Genomic DNA, 26,433 nt, shown 5'->3' on the forward strand with positions numbered 1-26,433 from the left:
TGGTAGCCGAGCGCGGCGGCGATGCCGATTGCCTGCGCCGTTCAGCGGCCGCCGAAAGCGGCCAGCACCACGATGCCTGGCGTTAGCGTTCCAGCGCGCCCTGCGTAATCTTGACCTTGACGCGGTACGCGGGCGCGGCCGCGTTCAGGGCCGGCGGCGTGGCCGGGTCGACGTCGAGCAAAGTAAACGTCAGGTGGTTGACGCTGACGGAGCTGGAAGCGCCGGGCATGGAGTCGGACAGGACGATGTCGGTGGCGCCCGCGCTGTTGAGCAAACTGAAACTGTAGCTGACGTAGCCTTTCCACACGCACACGGCGCCCTTGCGGCAGCGGCTGTCGTTGACACGCTCCAGTTTCAGGGTATCGGTGGCCGTGATGGCGACCTGTTCTCCCGGCGAGAGCACGTGGGTGACGCTGCGCGGCGTGTTTTCCGCGTCGCCGGCGCTGCCGGCCGCGCCGCAGCCAGCCAGCACGGCCAGGCAGGCGATGAGCAGGGGCAACAGCACGGTACGATAAGAGCGGGTCAGGTAAGGCATGTTTTTCCTTTCAGGTAAAGCGTCCCGGGCGTGCCAGTGCACGCATGGGATAAATGATGGTAACAAAATGATATTTTTCCGGCGCACTATTGGCGTGCTGCCGATGAATTGACGTGCCGGCCACGCGGCGCGCCGATTACTGCGTAAAATGGCTGTTTTGAAAATCAGGAAACAACCATGAAAAAAACCGACCTGGCCAAAAGCGATGCCAAGAAACTGATGGGAAAGATGAATGTTCCCGGCGCCGGTGCATTCGGTAAGGAAGCGGTGGTCGTCGACCGCCGCGAGCAGCGCAAGCGCGATCAGGCCCTGGGCCTGGTGCCATTCGCCGTCAAGCTGAACAGCGATCTGGTGTTGCAATTGCAGAACCTGGCCAAGGAGCGCGGCGCGGATCTGAATGAATTGGTTGCCGAAGTCCTCGTCAAGGGCCTGGCTGCCTAAGCGACGGTTTGGCCGTCACCCCCGTACATCAAACGGTTTTTGCCCGTTTCGTACGGGGCTTGGCAGGTAGCGCTGCAAGACCGCCGGGCGTCACCGTCGTGCGCGGCGGTAACTTTTTGATGGCATCAAGCAAACGCTTTTTTAATGCATCCTTCGGCATCCCAGGCAGGGCAACGTTGAACTGCTCTGGTGAGTTGCGCCTGAGTGCGGCAATGCGCGGTGCTCCTGCTGGCCGACGGGTTTGCATGTCTGCGAGCCGCGCTTGTATCTCTTCATCGGTTTTTGGCCGAAGAATCTCATTGAGATTGATGATTTTCTTGGTGGTAGTCATATGATCACCCCTTTTTCAGCCAGATACAGATTCAGTATATCCCAATGGGCACTTGCAGGCGCGAGGTCAAACTCGACTTGGCGTCCCCGTCCATGGCTGCGCCACCAGTTGACGCCTTCCTGCGTGCGCATCAAGTCGTGCAAGGTCTGGGCCGTGCGCAGCGCAGGCGCGGCTTCCCTGGCAAGCAGCGCGCGTTCGGCGGCGTCCAGGTCCGCCTGGAAGCCGGCCCTGACCCACAGATACCAGCCACTGAATTCGTCGCCGACTTTCCCCGCCGCCAGGGCCTTGATTTTAGCGATACCCAGGCGTTGCGCTTCCCTTGCTTCTATCGCAAAACTTCGGATGGCGATGCCCAGGCCTCTGAACTCTTTCTTGATGACTAAAATATCATTACTGACAAGCTGAAAGCCGTTTGCGCCTTGCTGTACCGTCCGTTGCATCGTTTCAATAATAGCGTCATGGGCAACTTCGATTTCAAGATCGCCGCCTGGCGTGATGACGGGCAGCATGTAGCTGCCGTCGGGCGCTCCGGTCAGTTTGGCAAACGCAGCAGTATCGAGCACATGTCCATTTAACAGGAATTGAGTTGCCGTGCTCTCGTGCAGGACTTTCACTTGGCAATTAAATAATGCTGCGGTAAGTGCATCTCGCTTGCTCATCGTCACGCCCCTGGAGCAAAGCGTTCATAAAAAAATGCCGCGTCTTGTATGCAGCGGCATTTTGAGATTGAGACGGCGGACGCCGCTCAGACATACGCCGCCAGGGCGCCCTTCATTTTTTTCAGCGCCGCCACTTCGATCTGGCGGATGCGCTCGGCCGATACGCCGAACTCTTCTGCCAGCGCGTGCAGGGTGGCGCCGGAGCCGTCGTCGTTGGCCAGCCAGCGTGCTTCGATGATGCGGCGCGAACGGGCGTCGAGCTTGCTCAAGGCCGTTTCCAGGCCTTCCGATTGCAAACGCGTCACTTGTTCCGCTTCCAGCACCTTGGTCGGTTCGCTTTGCTCCGACGACAGGTAGGCGATCGGCGAAAACTTGTCGTCTTCATCGTCGGTCGGCGATTCCAGGGCGATGTCGCGGCCGCTCAAGCGCGTTTCCATTTCGATCACTTCTTCGCGCTTCACGTCAAGCAGCTTGGCCAGCGCATCGATCTGCTTCGGCGTCATCGCATCGAGGCCCGTCTTGTGGCTGCGCAGGTTGAAGAACAGCTTGCGCTGCGCCTTCGTCGTCGCGACCTTGACCAGGCGCCAGTTTTTCAGGATGTACTCGTGCATCTCGGCTTTCACCCAGTGCATGGCGTACGACACCAGGCGCACGCCCTGGTCCGGATCGAAACGTTTCACGGCTTTCATCAAGCCGATATTGCCTTCCTGAATCAGGTCGGCGTGCGGCAAGCCATAGCCCAGGTAGCCGCGGGCAATCGAGACCACCAGGCGCAGGTGCGACAGCACCAGTTCTTGCGCGGCGGCCAGGTCATTTTTTTCGCGCAAGCGTGTTGCCAGCGAAATTTCTTCATCGTGGGTCAACATGGGCAGGCGGTTCACGGCCGAGATATAGGCGTCAATATTGCCCAGATTGCCAGTGAACCCGAGGCCCAGCGCATTACTTTTGGTCGGAACCAATGCGGATGTTGCGGACATCATAGTCATGTTTTCTCCCTCGTAGTCTTGCTTTGTTCCAGTTGGCCATGTCACGCGACATGGCCCGATTATCTGTTCGTTTTGCGTATGCGGTCTTGCACTTGCAGATCGCGGCACCATCTTCATCTGGCGTCCATGGCGGTTCTGCTGTTGGTATGTCCCTATATTAGCACTCTCTGCTTGAGAGTGCCAATCAGCACATTTAATCGTCCTGATAGCCTAAATACTATGACGATTTAATGCTTGATATATATCTCTGAACAGTGATTTGAACACGTATTAGTCTACGGCCTCTGGCTGAAGCGAACCTTAAGAATACTTGCTAAATATCAAGATAACAGCAGATGGGGAAGGTGAGGCGCATGGCGGCACCGCAGGCGCCGCCATGGGAGGCAAGCTCAGTTCAGGCGCGCCAGGTGGCGCTGCACGCAGAGGAAGGCGCCGATCAGGCCCAGGCCGGCGCTGACGGCCAGCAAGCCGGCCATCGGCAGCGGCGCCAGCGGCACGAGCTGGAATTCGGACGCATACAGGCGGGCAAATTCGGCAATCGCGGTATTGAGCGGCTGCAAGGCCAGCGCCACGGCGCCCAGGGCCAGCGCACCGGCGCACAGGCCCAGCAGGGCGCCCGTGTAATAGAAGGGGCGGTGGATGAAGGTGTCCGTGGCGCCGATCAGTTTGGAGATGCTGATTTCATCGCGCTGCTGCATTACCTGCAGGCGAATGGTGTTGAAGACCACGGCGATGACGGCCACGCCCAAAGTAATGGCCAGCAGCAGCAGCACCAGGCGCAGCACGCCCAGCAGGGCCGCCAGGCGCTTGACCCAGGCCGAATCGACTTGCGCCGATTCCACGCCTGGCAAGTGGCGCAGCTGTTCCGCCACCGCATCGACGTCCTGCGCTTCGCTGGCGCTGCTGAAGGCGTCGAGTTTCAGCACATAACTGTCGGGCAAGGGATTGTCGCCCAGTGTGCTGAGCACGTCGGCCAGGCCGTTCTTGTTTTTCAGGGTGTCGAGCGCCTGTTCACGCGCAATGAAGACGATCTTCGCCTTTTGTGCGCCGACGATCTTGCGCATGGAACTGGCCAGGGCCACGGCTTGCTCGCGCGGCGTGTCGATCTTCAGGAAAACGCTGATTTCCGGGTCGACCGACATCTGTTCCGACATGGGCCGCACATTGTCGAGCATGGTCAAGCCGGCGAACGGCAGCGACAGGGCGATGGCGACGACGAGCACGTTCAACAGGAAGCCGCCTGGCGACTTGCGCAAATGGATCAGCGCCGAACCGAGCGCGAAGCGGTGTTGACGGAACCAGCCTCTCATGGCTGTTCTCCCTGCGCGTCGTCCTGATCGGGCGATGGCGCAAAATCGGGATCGGGCGGCGCGAAGACGGGCGCCTGCGTGGCTTTGTCGATGGCGACCAACTGGCCGTTTTTCAGGTGGATCACGCGGGCGGCGGCGTCGAGCATCTGTTCGTCATGGCTGGAAATGAGGCAAGTCACGCCCACCGAGTGAAACGCTTTCAGGGCGTCGAGCACCTTGTTGGCGCTGGCGCGGTCCAGGTTGGCCGTCGGTTCGTCGGCCAGGATGATCTGCGGCCGGTTGACGATGGCGCGCGCGATCGATACGCGCTGCTGTTCGCCGCCCGACAGCGACAGCGGTCGCGCCAGGGCGCGGTCCAGCAATCCCACTTTGTCGAGCGCGGCGCGTGCGCGCTGCTCGGCGGCAACTTTATGCGCGCCGACGACGAGCAGCGGCAGCATGACGTTGGCCAGGATCGAGCGGTCGTTCAATAACTTTTGCTGCTGGAAGATCAGACCCATGTTGCGGCGCAGAAATGGCACGCCGGCCGGCTTGATTTTTGCCATGTCCTGGCCGTTGACGATCAGCTTGCCCGAGCTGGGGCGCTCCATGGCGGCGATCATTTTCAGCAGGGTGGACTTGCCGGCGCCGGACGGGCCGGCCAGAAAGACCAGCTCGCCCTTGGCAATACTGAGCGAAATGTCGCTGAGCGCCACGGCATCGGGGGAGTATTGCTTGGAGACGTGCTGAAATTCAATCATGTATAGGCTTATCCGAGCAGCGCTTCGACAAATTCGGCAGCCACGAAAGGCTGCAAGTCTTCAATTTTCTCACCGATGCCGATGAAATACACGGGTACGGGGCGTACGCGGGCAATCGCCGCCAGCACGCCGCCCTTGGCGGTACCATCGAGCTTGGTGATCACCAGGCCGCTCAACTGCAGCGCATCGTCAAACGCTTTTACTTGCGTGAGGGCGTTCTGGCCCGTGTTGCCGTCGATGACGAGCAGGGTTTCATGCGGTGCGCCCTCCATGCCCTTGCCGATCACGCGCTTGATTTTCTTTAATTCTTCCATCAGGTGCAGCTGCGTCGGCAAGCGGCCCGCCGTGTCGACCATCACCACGTCGATGCCGCGCGCTTTTGCCGATTGCACGGAGTCGTAGGCCACGGCGGCCGGGTCGCCCGATTCTTGTGAAATCACGGTGACGTTGTTGCGCTCGCCCCAGACCATCAATTGCTCGCGCGCGGCGGCGCGGAAGGTGTCGCCCGCAGCCAGCAAGACCGACTGATTGTTCGACTGCATGTGCTTGGCCAGCTTGCCGATGGTGGTAGTCTTGCCGGCGCCATTCACGCCGGAAATCATCATCACCAGCGGCTTGTGGCGGCCCAGCTCGAAGCGTTTTTCCAGTGGCGAGAGCAGCTCGATCAGCAGCACCTTGAGCGCGGCCTTGACGGCGGCGGCGTCGAGCAGCTTGTCTTCCTTGACCTTCTTCTTCAATTCCGTGAGCAGGAATTCGGTGGCGTCGATGCCCGCGTCGGACATCAGCAGCGCCGCCTCCAGCTCTTCGTACAGGGCCTCGTCGATCTTCGCGCCGACGAACAGCACGGATAAAGTATTCGAGGTTTTCGACAGGCCGGCCTTCAGGCGCGTCATCCACGATTTTTTCTCGGGTTCGGCGGCCACGATCACGGGCACGAGCTCGGCCGGCGCGCCGCTCAGGGGCATAGCGGCAGGCTGCGGTGCAGGCGGCGTGGCGGCGGGAAGGACGAGGGGCTCGGCTGGCGCAGCCTCGGGAGCGGTGGGTTTTTTCTTGAAGAAACTAAACATGGATGTGTGGTGGCGGGTGCTGACCTAAGGCCCGGCGGCGCCGGACACTGTGTTACGGGCTATTCTACCAGAGCGCGCCCGGCCCTTCATGCTTTACTGTTCGATTGGCAACATTGCGCGGCTATCCACGGAGATCGCCGCAATTGCCGCGCTTTCCAGCCGGATCAGTGGGTTTGCAGGGCCTGCGCCTGATGGCGGCGGCGCCAGTCGGCGATGCTTTGGTCGACTTGCCGCAAGTCCAGTACATGCAAAAAGGCTGGCGGCTGCTTGTATAGGACTGGACTGCGCCCGCCAGCCCACAATTCCATGCTTGGTGGCAAGCTTGCATGCAACTGTTGCAAGCTGTCTCGCGTCTGTCGTTGCTTGCTGGCGCTGGAAAACGATAGCGCCACGATATCGGCCCGCTGCGCGCGGGCGGCCGCGACGATATCCGTCAGCGGCGTTTCCACGCCCAGTGACATGCAATGGGCGCCGGCCGCCGCGCACAGCGCCTCGGCCATCAGCAGCCCCAGGCCATGACGCTCCTGCGGCAAGGTGCTGAGGACGATGCGCGGCGAGCGCGTCGACGGGCTGCTTGCTTGTGGCAGGGAAAAGATGGCGTGGCGCATCACCGTCTGCAAGGTTTCGCTATACAGATGTTCTTCATACACGGCCAGCTCGCCGCAAGCCCACGCTTCGCCCACCATGCCCGTGAGGGGGGCGATGACGTCGATGGTGAAGTTTTTCAAGCCCAGCACGGCCAGCGCCTGGCGCAGCGCGTCGCCCAGTTCCGCCATCTGGTGGCCACGGCACAGGGACAAGTAGTGTTCGAGCTGGGGTGCGGACGTGGACGGCGCCGCGTTGCCGGCGCTGGCCAGCTGCTGCAATTGCACGGTGCTGTGCTGCATGATTTTTCCCGGACGAAATCCGAGGTCCAGCAGGCGCTTGACCACGCGCAACTTCTGCACTTGCTCGGCCGGGTAGCTGCGTTCGCCAAAGGCGTCGCGCTGGGGCTGGGGAAACGCGTAGCGGCGCTCCCATACGCGCAAGGTTTCCTTGGCCAGTCCGGTATCGCGTTCGACATCGCTGATGCTGAAGGCGGAAGTGGGTTGCAGGTCAGTATCCATACCAGGGTGGCTTTGCTCGCTTGCGGAAGAACGTGGCATGCATTTTACGCCTTCCGCCGCCCCATACCAAATAGCTGAATCCGATTGGAAATTGCCAGCGTATAAGTTTTTAACGGCCGAGAGCGCTCATTGACATAAATCAATATTTCATCGATTATCCATGGGGCTTATTTGTCCTGGACAAACTTAACACAGGTGTACTCATGAAAATTGCCGTCGTCGGAGCAGGAATTGCAGGATTGTCGTGTGCCTATCGCCTGGCGCAAGCGGGCCAGGACGTGACCTTGTATGAGGCGGGCGACTATTTTGGCGGCCACAGCCATACGGTCGACGTCACGCTCGATGGCGTCACGCATGGCGTCGACACGGGTTTTCTCGTGTTCAACCACGCCACGTACCCGAACCTGGTGCAACTGTTTGATGAACTCGGTGTCGAGGCGGCCGACAGCGACATGTCGTTTTCCGTCAAAATGCCGCTGGGCACGGCGTCCGATGCGCGCGTGCTGGAATGGGCGGGCGCCAATTTCGATACCGTGTTTACCCAGCGCAGCAACCTGCTGCGCCCCGCCTTTCTGCGCATGCTGCGCGATATTCTGCGCTTCAACCGCCAGGCCAGCGCCCTGGCGACGGCCAGCGTGCCGGCGCCAGCTCTGTCGCTCGGCGAATTCCTTGACCTGCACGGCTATGGCGAGGAATTTCGCCACTGGTATCTGCTGCCGATGGCCGCCTGCATCTGGTCGTGCCCGGCGCGCCAGATGCTGGCCTTTCCCTTGGCCACTTTTATCCGTTTCTGCCACAACCATGGCTTGCTGCAAGTGAGCGACCGGCCGCAATGGCGCACGGTGCGGGGCGGATCGCGCGTGTACGTGGAAAAACTGCTGGCAGGCATCCCGCAACAGCGCCTGGCTTGCCCCGTGCTGGCCGTGCGCCGCCAGCCGCACGATGGCGCGCGCATGGTCGAGCTGCATACGGCCGCCGGCGTCGAGCATGTCGATCACGTGGTGCTCGCTTGCCACAGCGACCAGTCGCTGGCCCTGCTGGCCGATATCCGCGACGACGAGCGCTCTGTGCTCGAAGCCGTGCGCTACCAGCCGAACCGGGCTGTGCTGCATACGGATGCCTCGTGCCTGCCGCAGCGCCGCCGTGCCTGGTCGGCCTGGAATTACCAGGGCCGGCCGGCTGCGCAAGGCGAGGCGCCGCAAGTGTGCGTGCATTACTTGCTGAACCAGCTGCAACCCTTGCCGTTCAGCACGCCCGTCATCGTTTCGCTCAATCCGCTCGACGAACCGGACCCGGCGTCCATCCTCGACGAATTTTCGTATGCCCACCCCGTGTTCGATGGCGCGGCCATTGCCGCCCAGGCGCGCCTGGCCGGTTTCCAGGGCGCGCAGCACACGTGGTTCGCGGGCGCCTGGACGGGCTATGGTTTCCATGAAGATGGCTTGAAGTCGGGCCTGGCCGTGGCGCAAGCGCTCAATGGCATGGCGTCGGCGGAGCTCGGCCATGCCGCGTGAGCCATCGCCGCCCGTGCCGCCGCAGTCCCAGCTGTGCCTGGGACGGGTGCGCCATGCGCGGCTGCGCCCGCGTGCGCATGCTTTTAGTTACGGCATGTTTTATCTGCGTCTGCCCCTGCGCAGCCTGGGCGCGCACGATTTTCCTGCCAGCTTGATCTCGCGCAATGGCGCCAATGTGCTGTCCTTCCGCGACAGCGACCATGGCGATGGCGCGACGCCGCTGCTGGACTGGATCGACGGCCTCTTGCACCAGCATGGAGTGACGGATGCGGGTGGCGAAATCTGGCTGCAAACCATGCCGCGCCTGTGCGGCTATGTCTTCAACCCCGTCAGTTTCTGGTTTTGCCACCGGCCGGATGGCGCGCTGCGCGCCGTGGTCTGCGATGTGCGCAATACCTTTGGCGAGCGCCATCTGTACTTGCTTGAGCAGGGCGGCGCCATCGCCTATGGCAGCGAGTTGCGTGCCAAGAAGATTTTCCATGTGTCGCCGTTTTGCAAGGTGGAAGGGCAGTACCGTTTCCGTTTCCTGCGCAACCAGGACAAGGATAGCGAGCGCCACCTTGCCCGTGTCGATTATGACGACCTCGACGGTCCGATTCTGCAGACGAGCTTGTCCGGCGCGGCGCAGCCGCTGCGCGATGGCGTCATCGCCTGGGCCTTGCTGCGCTACCCCCTGATGACGTTCGGCGTGATGGCGCGCATCCATTGGCAAGCCTTGCGCCTGTGGCTGCGCCGCGTGCCGTTTTTCAGCAAACCCCACCCTCCACAAGAAAAGGTGTCCCGATGAGCTCCGATTCCCTGCCGACCGGCCTGCAGGCGCGCGCCAGCGTCCGTCCCGACCACACGCACCTGGACGTGCCCGCTTCCGCGCGCATGATTCTGCGCATGCTGGAAAAATTGCAGCATGGCGCTCTGCGCCTGCGCACGCCTGACGGCAGTATCTTGCTGTACGGCGACGGCAGCCATCCCGTCACCCTGGACTTGCACAACTGGCGGCTGTGCTCGGCCGTGCTGCGTTCGGGCGACATCGGCTTTGCGGAAACGTTCATCGCCGGCGACTGGCGCACGGACAATTTGCCGGCTTTGATCGAATTGATGATACGCAACCGCGCGCAGATTGAGTCGCTGATCTACGGCAACTGGTGGGGCAACCTCGTCTACAAGCTGCGGCATTTGCTCAACCGCAATTCGCGCGCCGGCAGCAAGAAGAATATCCACGCCCATTACGACATCGGCAACGCCTTTTATCAGCTGTGGCTGGACCCATCGATGACGTATTCGAGCGCGCTGTTTACCGAAGGAGCCAGCCTGGAGCAGGCGCAGGGCGCGAAATACGCGCGCATCGCCAATCAACTGCAACTGCAGCCAGACGCCAGGGTGCTGGAAATCGGCTGTGGCTGGGGCGGCTTTGCAGAAACGGCGGCGCGCGACCACGGCGCCCACGTGACGGGCCTGACCTTGTCGACCGAACAGCTGGCGTACGCGCGCCAGCGGCTGCACGATGCGGGGCTGGCGGGGCAGGCCGATTTGCAACTGTGCGATTACCGCGACAGTGCCGGCCAGTACGACGCCATCGCCTCGATCGAAATGTTCGAAGCCGTGGGGCAAAGCTACTGGCCCGGCTATTTTGAGTGCGTGGCGCGCAACCTGAAACCGGGCGGACGCGCTTGCATCCAGACCATCGTCATCGCCGACGAACTGTTCCAGCGCTACAGCAAGAGCACGGATTTCATTCAACAGTATATTTTCCCGGGCGGCATGCTGCCGTCGCCGGCCGAGTTTCGCCGCGCCGCCGAGGCGCAGGGCTTGCGCGTGGAAGACGCCTTCAGCTTTGGCCTCGATTACGCGCAAACCCTGCGCCAGTGGCGCGCCAGCTTCCTGGCCCAGCGCGCGGCGCTGGAAAAGCAGGCTTTCGATGGCCGTTTCCTGCTGACCTGGGAGTTTTACCTGGCGTATTGCGAGGCGGCCTTCCAGGCGCACAACACGGACGTGATGCAATTTACCCTGATCAAGGACTGACCATGCGCCGCCTGCTTGCCACTGTCGTGCTGTCCTTGACCATGTCCGCTGCGATGGCAGCGCCGCCTGCCTTTGTCGCCGCCGATGTGCCCGAAGCCCGCCTGGCGGGCGAGGGCGAATACACGTGGTTCGGCATGCGTATTTATCGCGCGCAACTCTGGGTGGGCGCGAACGGTTACCAGGGCGCCGCGTCCGAGACGGCGCCGTTCGTGCTGGAACTGCGCTATGCGCGCGCGCTTGACGGCAAGAAGATCGCCGAAGCCAGTTATGAACAGATGCAGAAAATCGGCGCCGGCACGCCGGAGCAGCGTCTGGCCTGGCTGGCCACCATGCAGCGCATTTTTCCTGACGTCAAGGAAGACCAGCGCATCGCGGGCGCCTACCGGGCCGGCATCGCGCCCGGCGTGCGCTTCTATCTCGATGGCAAGGTGCTGGCCGACGTGAGCGACGGCGACTTTGCGCGCGCCTTTTTCGCCATCTGGCTCTCGCCGTCGACCACGGCGCCGAAGCTGCGCGCGGCCTTGCTGCAGAGTGCGGCGCCACTGCCATGAGTAGCGGGGCCAGCGCTGTGACTTTGCCTGCCTTGTTCAGTTATGGCCTGTTCGGCTTGCCGCTGGCCATGCTGGCGCTGCCCATCTATATATATGTGGCGCCATTTTATGCGCAGCGCAGCAGCCTTGACCTGGCGCAGATCGGTGCCGTGCTGCTGGCGGCCCGCATCGCCGCCGCCTTCATCGATCCGGCCCTCGGCGCCTGGATGGCGCATGGCCGGCGCAGCTATGCCGTCTATGTCGGCGCCGCGCTGCCCTTGCTGCTGCTGGGCTTTGGCGCCCTGTTCCATCCGCCGTCCCTGTCGCATGGGGCAAGCCTGGCCTGGTTCCTGGCGGCCTTGCTGCTCGTCTACACCGCCTATGGCCTGGCCGGCATTGCGCACCAGAGCTGGGGCGCGGCGCTGAGCCAGGCGTCCACGCAGCGGGCGCGGGTGACGGCCGTGCGCGAAGGCTGCGGCTTGCTCGGCGTGATCCTGGCGGCAGGGCTGACCTCCGTGCTCGGCTATGACGGCTTGTCGCTGGCCTTTGCCGTGTGCCTGCTGGCGACGGGCGCGCTGCTGCTGGCGCGCGCGCCGCGTCCGGTTTTACGCCAAGGCACGGATGCGTTGCCCGCTGGCGCCTGGCGCCTTCCATTGCGCCAGCGCGCGTTCCGCTGGCTGTTTGCCGTCCTGCTCGTCAATGGCGTGGCGGCCGCCATCCCCGCCACCCTGTTCCTGTTCTTTGCCGGCGATTATCTGCGCCTGGGGCATTACGCCGGTCCGTTCCTGATCGTCTATTTTTGCGCGGCGGCCGCCTCGATGCCCGCGTGGGTGGCGCTGGCGCGCCGTTTTGGCGAGGCGCGCGCCTGGGGCGGCGCCATGCTGCTGGCAGCTGGCGTGTTTGTCTGGGCGTATGGCCTGGGCGCCGGCGCCGCCTGGGGCTTTGCCAGCATCTGCCTGCTGTCGGGTCTGGCGCTGGGTGCCGATCTGGCCTTGCCGCCGGCCCTGCTGGCAGGGCTGATCGGCGCGGCCGGCCATGCCGGGCGGCACGAAGCGGCGTATTTCGGCTGGTGGAACTGGGGCGTGCAAATGAGCCTTGCACTGGCGGCCGGCATCGCCTTGCCCCTGCTGGCCTGGCTCGGCTATGTGCCGGGTAGCAACAAAGGCTTGCCGGCCCTGTCTGTCGCTTACGCCTTGCTGCCCTGCGCCCTGAAACTGCTGGCCGCGCTGCTGCTATGGCGCGCGCCCCTGCAACATATATATACACAACCTTCGGAGACCCGCATATGCGCCTCATGACATATTGCAGACGCGGCGCCCTGGCAGCCTTGCTGCTGGCGCTGGCCGCCTGTTCCACGCCGCCCACCCCGGCCACGTACGCGCAGGAATTGCCAAAACTCGACCTGCAGCAGTACTTCAATGGCACGCTCGATGCCCACGGCATCTTCCAGGACCGCTCGGGCAAGGTGGTCAAGCGCTTCACGGTGGTGATGCGGGCCAGCTGGGCGGGCGAGATTGGCACCTTGGACGAGGATTTCACGTATTCGGACGGCAGCAAACAACGCCGCGTGTGGACCTTGCGCAAGACGGCGCCCGGGCGCTTCATCGGCACGGCGCCCGACGTGATCGGCGAGGCCGTCGGCGAAGTGGCCGGCAATGCCTTGCGCTGGCAATACGTGCTGGCGCTGCCTGTCGATGGCACGGTCTACCACGTCGATTTCGAAGACTGGATGTTCCTGATGGACGACAAGATCATGCTGAACCGCGCCGCCATGAGCAAATTCGGCTTCAGCCTGGGCGCCGTCACTTTATCGTTCAGCAAACGTCCACAGGCGGCCCCATGAATCGCAAGATTACCAGCTGGGCTGGCAAGCGCGTGTGGATCATCGGCGCTTCCAGCGGCATCGGCGCCGCGTGCGCCACCTTGTTGCTGGAGCAGGGCGCGTGCGTAGCCCTGTCGGCCCGCCACCGCGCCAGTCTCGAACGGTTGTGCGAGGGCCAACCGCTGGCGCAGGCCCTGCCGCTCGATATCACCGAGCCCGCGCAGCTGCGCGCCGTCTGCGCGCAATTGCAGCAGCAGTGGACGCATATCGACCTGATACTGGTGGTCGCTGGCGGCTATCAGGCCATGCGCGCCGATAGTTTCGATCTGGAGGCGGCGCAGGGCTTGCTGGCCCTGAATGTGGGCGGCGTCTTCAATTGCCTGGAGCAGGCCTTGCCGTGGCTGTTGCGCCAGGGCAGCGGCGGCGTCGGCATCGTCGCCTCGGTGGCCGGTTATGGCGGCTTGCCCAAGGCGCTGGCGTATGGCGCCAGCAAGGCGGCGCTGATCAACCTGACGGAGTCGCTGTACCTGGATTTGCATGGGCGTGGCATTGATGTGTATCAAATCAATCCCGGCTTCGTCGCCACGCCGCTGACGGCGGACAATGATTTCACCATGCCGGCCCTGATGACGGCGCACGACGCGGCCGCCGCCATGCTCGACGGCATCGAGCGGGGGCAGTTCCACATCCACTTTCCCAAGCGCTTTACGAATACCCTGCGCCTGGCGCGGCTGTTGCCGTACCGCGCCTATTTCTGGCTGATCCGCAAGGTGACGGGCGTATGAATACAAGCATGCCGGACACGACGGAACGTTTGGAGGAGGCGCTGGCGCGCCTGGTGGCGTTTTACGAGCACCTGCGCATCGACAACCTGGCGCAACTGGGCGCCGTGTACGCGCCGGATGCCCATTTCAAGGATCCGTTCAACGAGGTGCAGGGGCATGCCGCCATCCTGGCCATCTTCGAGCATATGTTCGTGCAAGTCGATGCGCCGCGGTTTGTCGTGCTGGAAAGCCTGGGGCAGGGGACGCAAGCGTTCCTGACGTGGGAGTTTCGTTTCTGCATGAAACGTCTGGTATCTGGCGAACAGTGTATTCGTGGCGCCACTCATGTGCGCTTCGATGCGCAGGGACGGGTGGTCTTGCACCGCGATTACTGGGATGCGGCGGAAGAATTGTATGAAAAACTCCCTCTGCTGGGCGGTTTCATGCGCCTGCTCCGGCGCGCAAGCCGGCGTTAAGCTTGTTTCTTGATGGTTCTAAGCAAAAAAACAAAAAAAGAAAAAGTAAATTGTGTGAAATCGGGCGCAGAAAAACTTGATTTCGGTCAATGTGTCGTTTTTTTGACACAAATTTGTCAAAATATTGAGAAGGCAACATTGTAAGAAATTGTTTCAATTGATGCGCAATTTGCAAGCAAGAGTCGTCCTCATGCGTTCCTGGCGGGTCGCTGGCGCATGCGCTGGTAAACGTGGAAAACATGTATATGTGAGCAATTTAAATTACCGTAAAGTCAGTAATTTCATTGTTACTCTGGCTATTTTTTGGGCGCCTACGCCGACGCGTGAATTGGCGCCTACGCCCCTGAATAATGCGGCGCCGCACCAAAACAGGGCGCATTATTTCCCGTTTTTGGGCATCCGGCAGCAAACATTGGCGATGCCGTGTATGCTTCGTTCCGTTTATCCATTATCGCCTGACAAATTGTGCGCTTTGTCGCGTAAGTCTTGGAGGGCAAATGATGGGTAAAGCATGTTGACGTTTTAATCACTCGCCTGATACTGTTGCACTAATACAACGGGTGCCAGCAAGCCATGCGCTATGATGGAATGGTCAATCAGGCCCATGCATTGGTTGGCAAGGGGCACTGGCTCTGTCGCGTAGTACGGTTGGCGATGGTCGGGATGCCTGAAAAAGCCCTCGGCCTGGTACCGGAAGTAACATGTTGGAACTTGATGGAATGTGAAACGGTCGTTATAGTGCCGCTTCCGGTGCCGTTTGAGCACCGAACCGGCGCACGAATGACGGTCGTTATGCAGCCTTCAAGCTTATCGGTGCAATAGCGTGCCGATACCGATATGAATGTTCCTCTGACCGGAACAGCAATGTGGCAGGTGGAGACCTTGCCCTCACTCATAAAAAGCGCTCTGTTAGAGCGCAGCTCGAGATGCATAGGCTGTATTACTTTTTGCTTCAAAAATTAAAGGAAATCGCAATGAAAAAAACTCTGATCACCCTGGCAGTCCTGGCAGCAGCCACTGGCGTAGCCCAAGCTCAATCGAGCGTTGTTATCTACGGTACCGTTGACGCTGGTTTCGTCAGCGAGCGCGGCGGCAAAGCTGGCTCCGTGAATAAACTGGACAGCGGCGTTGCTTCGGCTTCCCGTATCGGCTTCAAAGGCACCGAAGATCTGGGCAGCGGCCTGTCGGCTCTGTTCGTTCTGGAAGCTGGTTTCGGCGTTGACAACGGTAAGCAAGCTAAAGAAGGTTCCTTGTTCAACCGTCAATCGTACATTGGTCTGAGCAGCAAAACGGCTGGTACGCTGACCCTGGGTCAACAATACACGCCTTGGTACAACACCCTGTCGAAAGTTGCTGATCCATTCGCAGTGGGCTACGCTGGTTCCGCCAAGAACTTGTTCCCATCGAAAGCACTGACCCGCACCAGCAACACCGTGCTGTACACCTCGCCAAACTTCAACGGCTTTGATGCTGACGTGGCTTACACCTTCGGCGAGCAAGCTGATTCGAACAAATACGGCAGCCAAATCGGCGCGTCGGCTGGTTACTCGAACGGTCCTTTGAACGCACGTCTGGCTTACAACACGACCAGCAACGAAACCGCTAACAACAACCAAGGTAGCGCACGTAACTGGTTGGCTGCAGCTAACTACGACTTCACAGTTGTTAAAGCTTACGCCGCATACGGCGTGAACAAAGGTGCCAATAGCGGCATCCGTAACAACGGCGATGTTAACGCATTCAACTACATTTCGGCAGCTACTGGCGATGACAGCACCAACCTGCTGATCGGCGCAACCGTACCTGTTGGTCCAGCTGGCACCGTGATGGCTTCGTACATCAAGACCAACGACAAAACCCGCGCCAATGCTGATGCTGATCAATGGGCACTGGGCTACTCGTACGCTCTGTCGAAGCGCACCAGCACCTACGCTTCGTACGCTAAAATCAAGAACAAAAACTTCGCAGGCTACACCGTTGGCAACAACAGCGAAGTTGGTTCGGGCGACAAAGCCTTCAACGTTGGCGTTCGTCACTCGTTCTAATAGTCGCGCAAGCGAAGCTTAGTACCGCTCTGGCATCCCTTCGGGGATGCTGCAAGCAAAGAAACGCGCTGTCTGGCTTCGGCCTGGCGGCGCGTTTTTGCATGGGCGGCGCCAGTTATAATGGCGCCGTTACTCAAGTAAAGGAATGCCATGTCTCCATACACTTCGCCGCGCCTGGCCACCCTGCTGGCCGCGTTGTTATTCGCTGGCGCCACGGGCGCGGCCTTCGCCGCCGTCAAGGGCAAGAAGCCGGCCGGACTGGAGCGCTACGGCGTGGCCGTCTACTCGGACCTGTGCCTGCAAAAGGATAGCGGCGAGATAGGCGGCCAGCGCGTGACCCTGCACCGCTTTGCCGAGGCCGACTCCGTCATCTATGAATTCACGGCGGGTGCTCTGAGCTGGCCCATCGTCGCCAACGACGTCAACCTCGATGCCGCCACGGGCGCCTTCGATTTCACCATCGCCGGTGCCGACAGCGAAGAGCGCACCATCGTCGGCAAGTTTTCCAAGGACGGGCAAACCCTGACCCTGGAAGGCGATTACTGCGGCGGCAATGTGCGCATGCCCATGAAACTGAGCCGCGTGCGCGATTTCGGCCGTCCCCTGAAAAACTGCACGCCCTGCCCGCCGGTGCCGCAAGCGCCTGCCGAGGCAAGCGCACCAATGCCCGCTGCCTGAACGATCATCGCTGTCAACAAGAAAAAGGCCCGGTATCGACCGGGCCTTTGTTGTTTTCAGTGTTGCAATGGGCTTACTTTGCCGCCTGTGCCTTTTCCGCCGTGGCGCGGATGGTGGCGAGCGTGGCGTTCGGCGTGATCAGGTTGCCGTCATAGCGCAGCTCGATCAACGCTGGCAAGTTGTGCGCTTTGGCGTGCGCCAGCGCCCGTTGCAGGGCTGGGGCGAACGCTTCCGTCGTATTCACCACTTCGCCATGCGCGCCGTACGCTTGCGCCAGCGCCGCAAAATCCGGGTTGTGCAGGGTCGTGCCCGAGACGCGGCCCGGGTAGTCGCGCTCCTGGTGCATGCGGATGGTGCCGAACATCTGGTTATTGAAGACGATGATGACCACGCCCGCCTGGTATTGCACGGCCGTGGCCAGTTCCTGGCCATTCATCATGTATTCGCCATCGCCGGCAAAGGTGATCACGGTGCGCTCCGGATGCACGATCTTCGCCGCCACGCCCGACGGCACGCCGTAGCCCATGGCGCCGTTCGTCGGCGCCAGCTGCGTGCGCATGCCGCCGTAGCGGTAAAAACGGTGGGCCCACGAGGCGTAATTGCCGGCGCCGTTCGTCAGGATCGTGTCGGCCGGCACTTGGGCCATGATCTCTTGCGTGACTTGCCACAGGTCCAGCGGCGCCTGGCCATCCTGGAAGATGGGCGGCTGCTCCTGGTAGGCGGCCAGCTCGGCCTTGGCTTCGGCCGGCGTGTGCTGCCAGGCGGAAGCGTCGACGGGGGCCATGGCGGCCAGCATGGCGCACGCTTGCGGCATGCCGCTGTTGATCATCAGCTCGGCCTGGTAAACGCTGCCCAGCTCTTCGGCGTCCGTATGGATGTGCACCAGGCGCTGGCGCGGCACGGGCGAATCGAATAAGGTGTAGCCGCCCGTCGTCATTTCACCGAGGCGCGGGCCGATGGCGATGACCAGGTCGGCATTTTTCACGCGCGCGGCCAGTTTCGGGTTGATGCCGATGCCGACGTCGCCGATGTAGTTCGGGTGTGCATTGTCGAGCAAGTCCTGGAAGCGGAAGGCGCAGGCGACGGGTAAGTGATTCGCTTCGGCGAACTGTTGCAGGTCGGCGCAGGCCTGCGGCGTCCAGGTGGTGCCGCCCAGCAAGACCAGCGGACGCTGCGCATCGGCCAGCATGGCGCGCAATTGCCGCAGTTGCTGTTCTGATGGCGATGCCTGTACCGGCTGGTAGGGGCGCGTGTCGGCGACGGTCGCCATGGAAATGAGCATGTCTTCCGGCAGGGCCAGCACGACGGGGCCGGGGCGGCCACTGGTGGCGACCTGGAAGGCGCGCGCCAGGTATTCGGGGATGCGCTCGGCGCGGTCGATCTGCGCTACCCACTTGGCCATCTGGCCGTACATGCGGCGATAGTCGATTTCCTGGAACGCTTCGCGGTCGACGAAATCATTGCCCACCTGGCCGATGAACAGGATCATCGGCGTGGAATCCTGGTAGGCCGTGTGCACGCCGATCGAGGCGTTAGTGGCGCCCGGTCCGCGCGTGACGAAGCAGATGCCCGGCTTGCCCGTCAGCTTTCCATAGGCTTCAGCCATGAAGGCGGCGCCGCCTTCCTGGCGGTTGATGATGAAGCGGATGCCCGAATCGTGCAGGGCGTCGAGCACGTCCAGGTAGCTTTCGCCAGGCACGCCAAAGGCGGTGTCGACACCGTGGATCTGCAGGGCATCGACCAGGATCTGGCCGCCGGTACGGGGTTGTTGCGTCATGTTCGGCTCTTTATAGTCTAGTGGGGTAGCAAAGAAGTGGGGCAAGCTGCTTGCATACGCTTGCATGCGCTTGCATGCAAGCAGCTTGCTCATTCTATGTGAGCCGATTTGGCCCGGCTTTTGAAATGGCGACACCGAATTACACAATCCCCCGACTGGCGTGCCGCGCTTTTGCAGAAACATGCTGTGGCGCGGTACAATGGCGGGTGAAGCAGGCCAGACAGTCGCTGGCCGGCGCAGCAATGCGCTGGCGGGAGGAAGGTCCGGACTCCATAGAGCGGGGTGACGGTTAACGGCCGTCCGCTGAAAGCCGACCTGGCGTACTTGTATGCCGGGGGAGTATAAGGCGAGGAATAGGGCCACAGAGACGAGCGTATTAAGTTACGGTGAAACGCGGTAACCTCCACCTGGTGCAATTTCAAATAGGCACGCGATGATGCTGCTCGCGGAGCGTGCGGGTAGAAAGCTTGAGCGTCCGAGTAATCTGGCGCCTAGAGGAATGACTGTCATAGCGCCAACCTGCAAGGGACGGCGCCGTAACAAAATCCGGCCTACCGGCCTGCTTCACTTGAATTCTTGCTCCCTGGTCTGCCGGGGAGTGTATCGGCCGCAGCGGTTTGCTTGCTGCGCGCCTCCCAAAAGCCCCCGCAAAGGGGCTTTTTTTGTTTCCAAAAGAATAGCATTCAGGATAAAGTTGTATATACAATTAAAATGAGCAATTGGTTAAGATTTCTTCTTCTCAATTAATTGCTGCGTTGCAAAAATAGTTAATCCGCATTTGGCCAACCCCGGAAAACAGGGCCGGTACGCGCCAAGGGCGAAATTTTTTTGCCTTAAACCAAGTCTTTTGCCGTGGCTGCTTGTTGTGCTGCCTGGAGGGTAAAAGTATTGTCATGTGTCAACTAACTGTAAAAAATTCAATTTTTACATTTCGTCTTTTTCGATGTTTACGGTAGGAAAACACATGTGTGCAGATGAGGTAGCACATTCACTATCTTTCATAAGTATCTAATTTATCGATATATTTTTATTTGAGACAGCTTCAACGATATGCGCTAAGTCCTTAATTTCATTAATAAAATTCCTGTTTTGCCAATCGGAAACCGCTTGACCACTATCTTTGCTTACTCTAAAGTGGGCAACTGTGTGAAAAAGTGTGTTTTTGTGGGAAATTTCCCCTTTTCATCATGATGCGCAAGCGTCGCAACCCAAGCTCAAAAAAGGTCTTCCGTGTTTCAAGGCGCGTCCGCAATCAATCTCGATGCCAAAGGCAGGATGTCTATCCCTGCCAAGCACCGTGACGCGCTGGCGATTCAATGCGAAGGCCGTCTGACCCTGACCAAGCACCCCGATGGCTGCCTGTTGTTTTTCCCCCGTCCCGTGTGGGAAAGCCACCGCCAGCAAATCGCCGCCTGGCCCATGTCGGCGCGCGCCTGGCAGCGCATCTTCCTCGGCAACGCCGTCGACGTCGAGCTGGACTCGGCCGGCCGCGTGCTGATCTCGCCCGAATTGCGCAACGCCGTGGGGCTGTCGCGCGAAGTCATGATGATCGGCATGGGCAGCCACTTTGAAATATGGGATGCCGCCAAGTTGGCTGAAAAAGAACAGCAGGCGATCGATGCCGGCACCCCCGATGTACTTTCCAATTTTTCTTTCTAAGGCTCCGTAATGACACAACTCACGGTGCCGGAATTTCAGCATCGCACGGTGCTGCTCGATGAAGCGGTCGATGCGCTCGACCTGTCGGGCGACCGCGCGCACGGCGTTTACGTCGATGGCACGTTTGGCCGCGGCGGCCATAGCCGATTGATCCTGTCGCGCCTGGCCGATGACGCGCGCCTGATCGGCTTCGACAAGGATTTGCAAGCCATCGCCACGGCCGAACAGATCGGCGACCCCCGTTTTGAAATTGTCCATGACAGCTTTGCCACCATGACGGCCAGCCTGGCCGCGCGCGGCGTGCAGCAGGTGGACGGCATCTTGCTCGACCTGGGCATCTCGTCGCCGCAAGTCGACGATGCGGCGCGCGGTTTCAGCTTCCGCAACGACGGACCGCTGGACATGCGCATGGATACGACGCGCGGCATCTCCGCGGCCGAATGGCTGGCGGTGGAAACCGAGCAGAATTTAGAGAAAGTGATACGCGATTATGGGGAAGAACGGTTTGCTTTTCAGATTGCAAAGGCGATTGTTGCTGGCCGGGCAGTCCAGCCAATTTCAAGCACACGACAGCTTGCCGGCATCGTGGCAGGCGCCGTCAAGACCCGCGAGAAGGGTAAGGACCCCGCTACCCGCACCTTTCAGGCAATCCGCATTTTCATTAACAAAGAGCTCGAGGATCTCGAGATCGGTCTGAACCAGGCGTATGCCTGCCTGGCGCCCGGCGCGCGCATGGCCGTGATCAGTTTTCATTCGCTCGAAGACCGCATGGTCAAGCGCTTCTTCGCCTCGAAGGCGAACGTGGAGCAGCCTGACCGCCGCCTGCCGATCCGCGCGGTCGACTTGCCGCAGCCGGAAATGAAGCTGATATTGAAGATGAAGCCGTCCGATGCCGAGATCGAGGGTAACCCCCGTTCGCGTTCGGCCGTGATGCGCGTGGCGCAGCGTTTGCCCATTCCGGTCAGTGGCGGCGTCCGATGACTGGCAAGCTGTGTGTCGTGCTGTCGGCCCTGCTGGTGTGCTGCGGCCTGTCGCTGGTGAACGCGCAGTACCAGTCGCGCCACCTGCTGATCGACCTGGAGCGCGCGCAAGCGCTGTCGCGCCAGCTCGACATCGACTGGGCACAACTGCAGCTGGACCAGTCCACTTTGGGCAAGCATGAACGCATCGAATCGATCGCGCGGCGCGACCTGAGCATGACGCCGCTGACGGCGGCGCGTACGCAATACCTGACGGAGGGCGAATAATGAAGTTGGGCGGTAACAGCAACGGCCGGGTGGCGGCATCGAAAGGCGTGCCATTCTCGAAGAACCCCGTACTGGCGGTGCGTCTGCCCGTCTGGCGTTCGCGCGTCGTGCTGTTCCTGCTGTTCTTCGCTTTCGCCGGCCTGGGCGCGCGCGCCCTGTGGCTGCAGGGCGTGTCGACGCAGTTCCTGCAAAAGCAGGGCAAGGCGCGCTACGAGCGCACGCTGGAGCTGCCGGCCACGCGCGGCAAGATCACCGACCGCAATGGCCAGGTGCTCGCCTCGTCCGTCCCCGTGAAAGCCATCTGGGCCATTCCCGACGACGTGCTGCAGGCGTCGCCCGAAAAAATCAATGCGCTGGCCGGCCTGCTGGAAATGAACGTCAACGAATTGCGCAAGAAGCTCGATTCGGACCGCAGCTTCGTCTACCTGAAACGCCAGGTCGAGATGGACGTGGCCGACAAGATTTCCAAGCTGGGCATCGACGGCATCGACGAACGCAAGGAATACAAGCGCTTCTATCCGCAGGGTGAAGTGATGACCCACGTGGTCGGCTTTACCAACGTGGAAGACGTGGGCCAGGAAAGCATGGAACTGGCGCAGCAGAAAACCCTCGTCGGCACCACCGGCAGCCGCCGCGTGATCAAGGACCGCCTGGGCCACATCGTCGAAGACATCGGCTTCATCCACGAACCGCACGACGGCAAGGACCTGACCCTCTCCGTCGACAGCAAGATTCAGTACATCGCCTTCACGCAGCTGAAGGAAGCGGTGGAAAAATTCAATGCCAAGGCCGGCGGCGCCGTGGTGCTCGACGTGCACACGGGCGAAGTGCTGGCCCTGGCCAACTACCCCAGCTACGACCCGAACGACCGCCGCAAGCTCACGGGCCAGCAGCTGCGCAACCGCGTCATGACCGACACCTTTGAGCCCGGTTCGACCCTGAAACCGATCACCGTCTCGCTGGCGCTCGATACGGGCAGAGTCAAGCCGGGCACCCTGATCGACACGGGTCCGGGCCGCTACACCATCGCCGACCGCACCATTACCGACACCAAGCCGCACGGCGTGATCAGCGTCTCCGAAATCATCGAGATGTCGTCGAACATCGGCACCTCGAAAATCGCGCTGGGCATGCCGTCGCAGGAAATGTGGGAAATGTTTACCAAGGTGGGCTTCGGCCAGCAGCCGAAATGGGGCTTTCCCGGCGCCGTGGCCGGCAGGGTGCGTCCGTATAAATCGTGGCGCCCGGTGGAACAGGCCACCATGAGCTACGGTAACGGCATTTCCGTCTCGCTGATCCAGCTGGCGCGCTCCTACATGATGTTCGCGCGCGATGGCGACACGATCCCCCTGTCGTTCCAGAAGGTCAATGAACTGCCCGTGGGCCAGCAAGTGATCAAGCCGAAGACGGCCGCCGACATGCGCGCCATGCTCGAACTGGTGGTCTCCGGCGCGCACGGCTCGGCCAAGCGCGCCCAGGTCGCCGGCTACCGCGTGGGCGGCAAGACGGGTACCGCCTATAAAGTGGAAAACGGCCGCTATGCGATGCCGCGCAAATACATCGGCTCTTTCGTGGGCATGGTGCCGATGTCGGCGCCGCGCTTCATCATTGCCGTGATGATCGATGAACCGACCGGCCCGGCCCACTATGGCGGCCAGGTTGCCGCTCCCGCTTTCGCGGCGATTGCGACCAACGCGCTGCGCGCGATGAACGTTCCGCCCGATTCCTCCGTTACCGAAATCGTGGTCCCGGCCAATGCCGGCCCGGAGGCCATGTGAAGTCACTCATGACCATACAAGACATCAGTTTGTGGATCAAAACGGCTGCCCCGTCCGGGCAGCTGACGTCCGATTCGCGCCGCGTGCAGCGCGGCGACGTGTTTTTCGCCTATGCGGGCGCCACGCATTTCATCGAAGCGGCCATCGAGCAGGGCGCCGCCGCCATCGTGCATGACGCCGTCGAATGGAACGCCGCATGGAGCGTGCCGCACCTGCTGGTCAGCGACCTGAAACGCCTGGCCGGCCCCGTGGCGCATGCTTTCTATGACATGCCCGACAGCGCCATGTTCAGCGCCGGCGTGACGGGCACGAATGGCAAGACCTCGTGCGCGCTATGGCTGGCGCAAGCGCTGGCGCGCCTGGGCGTAACATCGTCCGTCATAGGGACGTTGGGCGTGGGCCTGTGCAAGCCGCGCGGCGCCATCGAATTCGACGTCACCGGCTACACCACGCCTGACGCCGTGCTGCTGGCGCGCAAACTGGCCGCCATGCGCGACGCAGGGGCCAGGGCCGTCGCCATCGAAGTGTCGTCGATCGGCCTGGACCAGGAGCGCGCGGCCGGCATGCATTTTGATGTCGCCATGTTTACCAATCTGACGCGCGACCACCTTGACTATCACGGCGACATGGCGGCCTACGAGGCGGCCAAAGTCAAACTGTTCGACTGGCCCGGCCTGAAAACGGCCGTCATCAACCTCGATGACGCCATGGGCCTGCGCCTGGCGCGCCACGTGGAGGGCAAGCTGGCCGGTGAATATCCCGTCATCGGCTACACCTTGCAGGATGCAGCCAGCTTGCCCGACCTGCCGGGCGTGCTGATGCTGCGCGCCAGCCAGTTCCGCAGCCGCCATGCCGGCACCGACTTCCACCTCGAATGCGCGCTGGGCGTGGCGCTGGTCAAGACGCAACTGGTGGGCCACTTCAATATCAGCAACGCGCTGGCCGTGCTGGGCGCCTTGCTGGCGCATGGCACCGGCCTGCGCGCCGCCATCGACGGCATCGAATCGCTGCAGCCGGCTCCGGGCCGCATGCAGCAGGTGGGCGGCCAGGAAGCGCCGATGGTCGTCATCGATTATGCGCATACGCCAGACGCGCTGGAAAAAACCCTGGCTGCCTTGCGCCAGGTGGCGCAGGAGCGGGGCGGCCAGCTGTGGTGCGTGTTCGGCTGCGGCGGCGACCGCGATCCGGGCAAGCGTCCGCAGATGGGTGCCATCGCGCAGCTGGCCGATCACGTGCTGGTCACCAGCGACAATCCGCGCAGCGAAGACCCGCACGCCATCATCGCGCAGATCGTCGCCGGCATGCGTGCAGACGGCCCGCAGCCGCAAGCCATCGAAGACCGCGCCGCGGCGATCCTGTCGGCCATCAAGCATGCGGCCAAGCCGGACGTGATTTTGCTGGCGGGCAAGGGCCATGAGCCATACCAGGAAATCAAGGGCAAGAAACTGCCGTTCTCCGATGCCGACCATGCGCAGCTGGCCTTGTCCGCGCGCCTGACGATGATGAGGACGAACTGATGCGCGGCACCCTGACAGAACTGATGCAGGCGTTGGACGGCGCGCAGCTCACGGGCGACGCCGTTTTTGACGGCGTCTCCACCGACAGCCGCAGCGCCCAATCCGGTTCGCTGTTCGTCGCCCTGCGCGGCGAGAGTTTCGACGCCCACGATTTCCTCGACCAGGTGGCCGCGCGCGGCGTCGCCGCCGTGGTGGTCGAGCGCCTGCCCGCAGGCTGGGACAGCGCCAGGGTGCCGGCCATCGTGGTGACCGATACATTGGCCGCGCTGGGGCGCATCGCCAACCACTGGCGCCGCCGTTTCAATGTACCCGTCATCGGCGTCACCGGCAGCAATGGCAAGACCACCGTCAAGGAGATGATTTCGTCCATCCTGGCGGCGGCCTTTGGCGAAGAAGCGCGCCTGGCCACGCGCGGCAACCTGAATAATGAAATCGGCGTGCCATTGACGCTGTTCCGCCTGAGCGAGCAGCACAAGGCGGCCGTGATCGAGATGGGCATGAACCATCCGGGCGAAATCGCCCGCCTGGCCGCGATTGCCGCGCCGACGCTGGCGATGGTCAACAACGCGCAGCGCGAGCATCAGGAATTCATGCATACGGTGGAAGCCGTGGCGCGCGAGAACGGCGCTGCGCTGGCAGCCCTGGCCGACGGCGGCGTGGCCGTCTTCCCGCATGGCGATGAATATACGCCCGTGTGGCGCGAACTGGCCGGCGCGCGCGCCGTCATCACGTTCGGCCTGTCGAAAGAGGCCGACGTGAGCTGCACGCACCGCGCGGCCGAGGATTTTGGCAGCGACCTGTTCGTCAGCGTGCGCGCACCGGACGGCAGCGTGCGCCAGTTCTTTGTGGGCTTGCAGGCAGCGGGCGAACACAATGTGCGCAATGCGCTGGCGGCCGTCGCATGCGCAATCGGCGCCGGCATCGCGCCAGAACAGATCAAGCAGGGCCTGGAGGCGTTTTCTCCCGTGAATGGCCGCCTGCAGAAAAAACGTGCCGCCAACGGCGCCACCATCATCGACGACACGTATAACGCCAATCCGGATTCGGCGCGCGCGGCCATCGATGTGCTGGCGCAGGCCGCGGCACCACGCATCCTGGTGCTGGGCGAGATGGGCGAAGTCGGCACGCAGGGGCAGCAGTTCCACGAAGAGATCGGCGCCTACGCCGCCATCAAAGGCATCGAATACGTGCTGGCGACGGGCGGCCTGGCGCGCCATCTGGTGAATGCGGCGCAGGCTGCCGCCAGCCAGGAATCGGGCACGGTCGTGGAGTATTTCGAACAGTTCGACGGCTTGCTGGCGGCGCTCGATGCGCATTTGTCCGGCCGTTCGGATGCAACAGTATTAATCAAGGGCTCCCGCTTCATGAAAATGGAACGGGCCGTGCAGCATTTGATTGGTTCAAACAACAATAACAAGGAAGCTCACTAATC

At 61.8% G+C, this 26,433-nt stretch carries 26 protein-coding genes and 1 other RNA gene; 18 read left to right on the top strand and 9 right to left on the bottom strand.

Annotated elements, in window-relative coordinates:
• Positions 1-82 precede the first annotated feature (82 nt).
• Positions 83-535, bottom strand: coding sequence for a hypothetical protein (locus tag CLU91_RS20630; protein WP_100875619.1), 453 nt, complete (start codon positions 533-535; stop codon positions 83-85).
• A gap of 177 nt (positions 536-712) precedes the next feature.
• Here CLU91_RS20630 and CLU91_RS20635 point away from each other — a divergent pair, with 177 nt between their 5' ends.
• A complete protein-coding gene (locus CLU91_RS20635) occupies positions 713-976 on the top strand; it encodes a hypothetical protein (RefSeq protein WP_100875620.1) in 264 nt (87 codons plus the stop codon).
• Positions 977-1,004: 28 nt separating this feature from the next.
• Here the strand turns inward: CLU91_RS20635 and CLU91_RS27950 are convergent, their stop codons facing one another.
• The 7 genes from CLU91_RS27950 to CLU91_RS20665 all read right to left on the bottom strand — a co-directional run bounded on the left by CLU91_RS27950 (position 1,005) and on the right by CLU91_RS20665 (position 7,214).
• Positions 1,005-1,307 (bottom strand): hypothetical protein, encoded by a 303-nt coding sequence (locus CLU91_RS27950; RefSeq protein WP_157814749.1) that lies wholly within the window; start codon positions 1,305-1,307, stop codon positions 1,005-1,007.
• Entirely contained in the window at positions 1,304-1,966 is a 663-nt protein-coding gene (locus CLU91_RS20640) for a hypothetical protein (RefSeq protein ID WP_100875621.1), read from the bottom strand. Before CLU91_RS20640 ends, CLU91_RS27950 begins: the two co-directional genes overlap by 4 nt.
• A gap of 86 nt (positions 1,967-2,052) precedes the next feature.
• Positions 2,053-2,946 carry an RNA polymerase sigma factor RpoH gene (gene rpoH, locus CLU91_RS20645; RefSeq protein WP_034784924.1) on the bottom strand — a complete coding sequence of 298 codons (894 nt, stop codon included), beginning with the start codon at positions 2,944-2,946 and terminating at the stop codon, positions 2,053-2,055.
• Positions 2,947-3,341: 395 nt separating this feature from the next.
• Positions 3,342-4,262: a permease-like cell division protein FtsX gene (gene ftsX, locus CLU91_RS20650; protein WP_100875622.1), complete on the bottom strand. Its 921-nt coding sequence runs from the start codon at positions 4,260-4,262 to the stop codon at positions 3,342-3,344.
• Complete coding sequence (locus tag CLU91_RS20655) at positions 4,259-5,002, bottom strand: cell division ATP-binding protein FtsE (RefSeq protein WP_100875623.1); 744 nt, start codon at positions 5,000-5,002, stop codon at positions 4,259-4,261. The genes ftsX and CLU91_RS20655 overlap by 4 nt, the downstream gene beginning before the upstream one ends.
• A gap of 8 nt (positions 5,003-5,010) precedes the next feature.
• Positions 5,011-6,069 (bottom strand): signal recognition particle-docking protein FtsY, encoded by a 1,059-nt coding sequence (gene ftsY / locus CLU91_RS20660; protein WP_100875624.1) that lies wholly within the window; start codon positions 6,067-6,069, stop codon positions 5,011-5,013.
• A 164-nt stretch (positions 6,070-6,233) separates the two neighbouring features.
• Entirely contained in the window at positions 6,234-7,214 is a 981-nt protein-coding gene (locus CLU91_RS20665; RefSeq protein ID WP_232730818.1) for a MerR family transcriptional regulator, read from the bottom strand.
• Between the two features lie 164 nt (positions 7,215-7,378).
• Between CLU91_RS20665 and CLU91_RS20670 the strand changes: the two genes are divergently transcribed.
• The 10 genes from CLU91_RS20670 (at position 7,379) to CLU91_RS20715 (ending at position 17,023) form a co-directional block, all read left to right on the top strand.
• Positions 7,379-8,689, top strand: coding sequence for an NAD(P)/FAD-dependent oxidoreductase (locus CLU91_RS20670; protein ID WP_100875626.1), 1,311 nt, complete (start codon positions 7,379-7,381; stop codon positions 8,687-8,689).
• Positions 8,679-9,476, top strand: a complete 798-nt coding sequence (locus tag CLU91_RS20675) for a DUF1365 domain-containing protein (RefSeq protein WP_100875627.1) — start codon at positions 8,679-8,681, stop codon at positions 9,474-9,476. The genes CLU91_RS20670 and CLU91_RS20675 overlap by 11 nt, the downstream gene beginning before the upstream one ends.
• A complete protein-coding gene (locus CLU91_RS20680) occupies positions 9,473-10,708 on the top strand; it encodes a class I SAM-dependent methyltransferase (protein WP_442906576.1) in 1,236 nt (411 codons plus the stop codon). Before CLU91_RS20675 ends, CLU91_RS20680 begins: the two co-directional genes overlap by 4 nt.
• A 2-nt stretch (positions 10,709-10,710) precedes the next feature.
• Positions 10,711-11,259, top strand: coding sequence for a chalcone isomerase family protein (locus tag CLU91_RS20685; RefSeq protein WP_100875628.1), 549 nt, complete (start codon positions 10,711-10,713; stop codon positions 11,257-11,259).
• On the top strand, positions 11,256-12,536 hold the full coding sequence (locus tag CLU91_RS20690; protein ID WP_100875629.1) for an MFS transporter: 1,281 nt from the start codon (positions 11,256-11,258) through the stop codon (positions 12,534-12,536). The genes CLU91_RS20685 and CLU91_RS20690 overlap by 4 nt, the downstream gene beginning before the upstream one ends.
• Positions 12,524-13,081 carry a DUF3833 domain-containing protein gene (locus tag CLU91_RS20695; RefSeq protein WP_100875630.1) on the top strand — a complete coding sequence of 186 codons (558 nt, stop codon included), beginning with the start codon at positions 12,524-12,526 and terminating at the stop codon, positions 13,079-13,081. Before CLU91_RS20690 ends, CLU91_RS20695 begins: the two co-directional genes overlap by 13 nt.
• Positions 13,078-13,845, top strand: a complete 768-nt coding sequence (locus tag CLU91_RS20700) for an SDR family NAD(P)-dependent oxidoreductase (RefSeq protein WP_100875631.1) — start codon at positions 13,078-13,080, stop codon at positions 13,843-13,845. Before CLU91_RS20695 ends, CLU91_RS20700 begins: the two co-directional genes overlap by 4 nt.
• On the top strand, positions 13,842-14,300 hold the full coding sequence (locus CLU91_RS20705; RefSeq protein ID WP_100875632.1) for a nuclear transport factor 2 family protein: 459 nt from the start codon (positions 13,842-13,844) through the stop codon (positions 14,298-14,300). The genes CLU91_RS20700 and CLU91_RS20705 overlap by 4 nt, the downstream gene beginning before the upstream one ends.
• 974 nt (positions 14,301-15,274) lie before the next feature.
• Positions 15,275-16,345 carry a porin gene (locus CLU91_RS20710; RefSeq protein ID WP_100875633.1) on the top strand — a complete coding sequence of 357 codons (1,071 nt, stop codon included), beginning with the start codon at positions 15,275-15,277 and terminating at the stop codon, positions 16,343-16,345.
• A 150-nt stretch (positions 16,346-16,495) separates the two neighbouring features.
• Complete coding sequence (locus CLU91_RS20715; protein ID WP_100875634.1) at positions 16,496-17,023, top strand: hypothetical protein; 528 nt, start codon at positions 16,496-16,498, stop codon at positions 17,021-17,023.
• A gap of 73 nt (positions 17,024-17,096) precedes the next feature.
• Here the strand turns inward: CLU91_RS20715 and CLU91_RS20720 are convergent, their stop codons facing one another.
• Positions 17,097-18,800 carry a thiamine pyrophosphate-binding protein gene (locus CLU91_RS20720; protein WP_100875635.1) on the bottom strand — a complete coding sequence of 568 codons (1,704 nt, stop codon included), beginning with the start codon at positions 18,798-18,800 and terminating at the stop codon, positions 17,097-17,099.
• 208 nt (positions 18,801-19,008) lie between these two features.
• Between CLU91_RS20720 and rnpB the strand changes: the two genes are divergently transcribed.
• The 7 genes from rnpB to CLU91_RS20755 all read left to right on the top strand — a co-directional run bounded on the left by rnpB (position 19,009) and on the right by CLU91_RS20755 (position 26,431).
• Positions 19,009-19,370, top strand: an RNA gene (gene rnpB, locus CLU91_RS20725) — RNase P RNA component class A.
• A 660-nt stretch (positions 19,371-20,030) separates the two neighbouring features.
• Positions 20,031-20,459, top strand: a complete 429-nt coding sequence (gene mraZ / locus CLU91_RS20730; protein ID WP_100875636.1) for a division/cell wall cluster transcriptional repressor MraZ — start codon at positions 20,031-20,033, stop codon at positions 20,457-20,459.
• 9 nt (positions 20,460-20,468) lie between these two features.
• Positions 20,469-21,440, top strand: a complete 972-nt coding sequence (rsmH, locus tag CLU91_RS20735) for a 16S rRNA (cytosine(1402)-N(4))-methyltransferase RsmH (RefSeq protein ID WP_100875637.1) — start codon at positions 20,469-20,471, stop codon at positions 21,438-21,440.
• Positions 21,437-21,706, top strand: a complete 270-nt coding sequence (gene ftsL / locus CLU91_RS20740) for a cell division protein FtsL (protein ID WP_034748894.1) — start codon at positions 21,437-21,439, stop codon at positions 21,704-21,706. Before rsmH ends, ftsL begins: the two co-directional genes overlap by 4 nt.
• Complete coding sequence (locus tag CLU91_RS20745) at positions 21,706-23,484, top strand: peptidoglycan D,D-transpeptidase FtsI family protein (RefSeq protein WP_096233896.1); 1,779 nt, start codon at positions 21,706-21,708, stop codon at positions 23,482-23,484. Before ftsL ends, CLU91_RS20745 begins: the two co-directional genes overlap by 1 nt.
• A gap of 8 nt (positions 23,485-23,492) precedes the next feature.
• Positions 23,493-25,001, top strand: coding sequence for a UDP-N-acetylmuramoyl-L-alanyl-D-glutamate--2,6-diaminopimelate ligase (locus CLU91_RS20750; protein WP_100875638.1), 1,509 nt, complete (start codon positions 23,493-23,495; stop codon positions 24,999-25,001).
• Positions 25,001-26,431, top strand: a complete 1,431-nt coding sequence (locus CLU91_RS20755) for a UDP-N-acetylmuramoyl-tripeptide--D-alanyl-D-alanine ligase (RefSeq protein WP_100875639.1) — start codon at positions 25,001-25,003, stop codon at positions 26,429-26,431. Before CLU91_RS20750 ends, CLU91_RS20755 begins: the two co-directional genes overlap by 1 nt.
• The last annotated feature ends 2 nt before the right edge of the window (positions 26,432-26,433 follow it).

Source organism: Janthinobacterium sp. 64, from assembly GCF_002813325.1.
Lineage (GTDB): Bacteria > Pseudomonadota > Gammaproteobacteria > Burkholderiales > Burkholderiaceae_D > Janthinobacterium.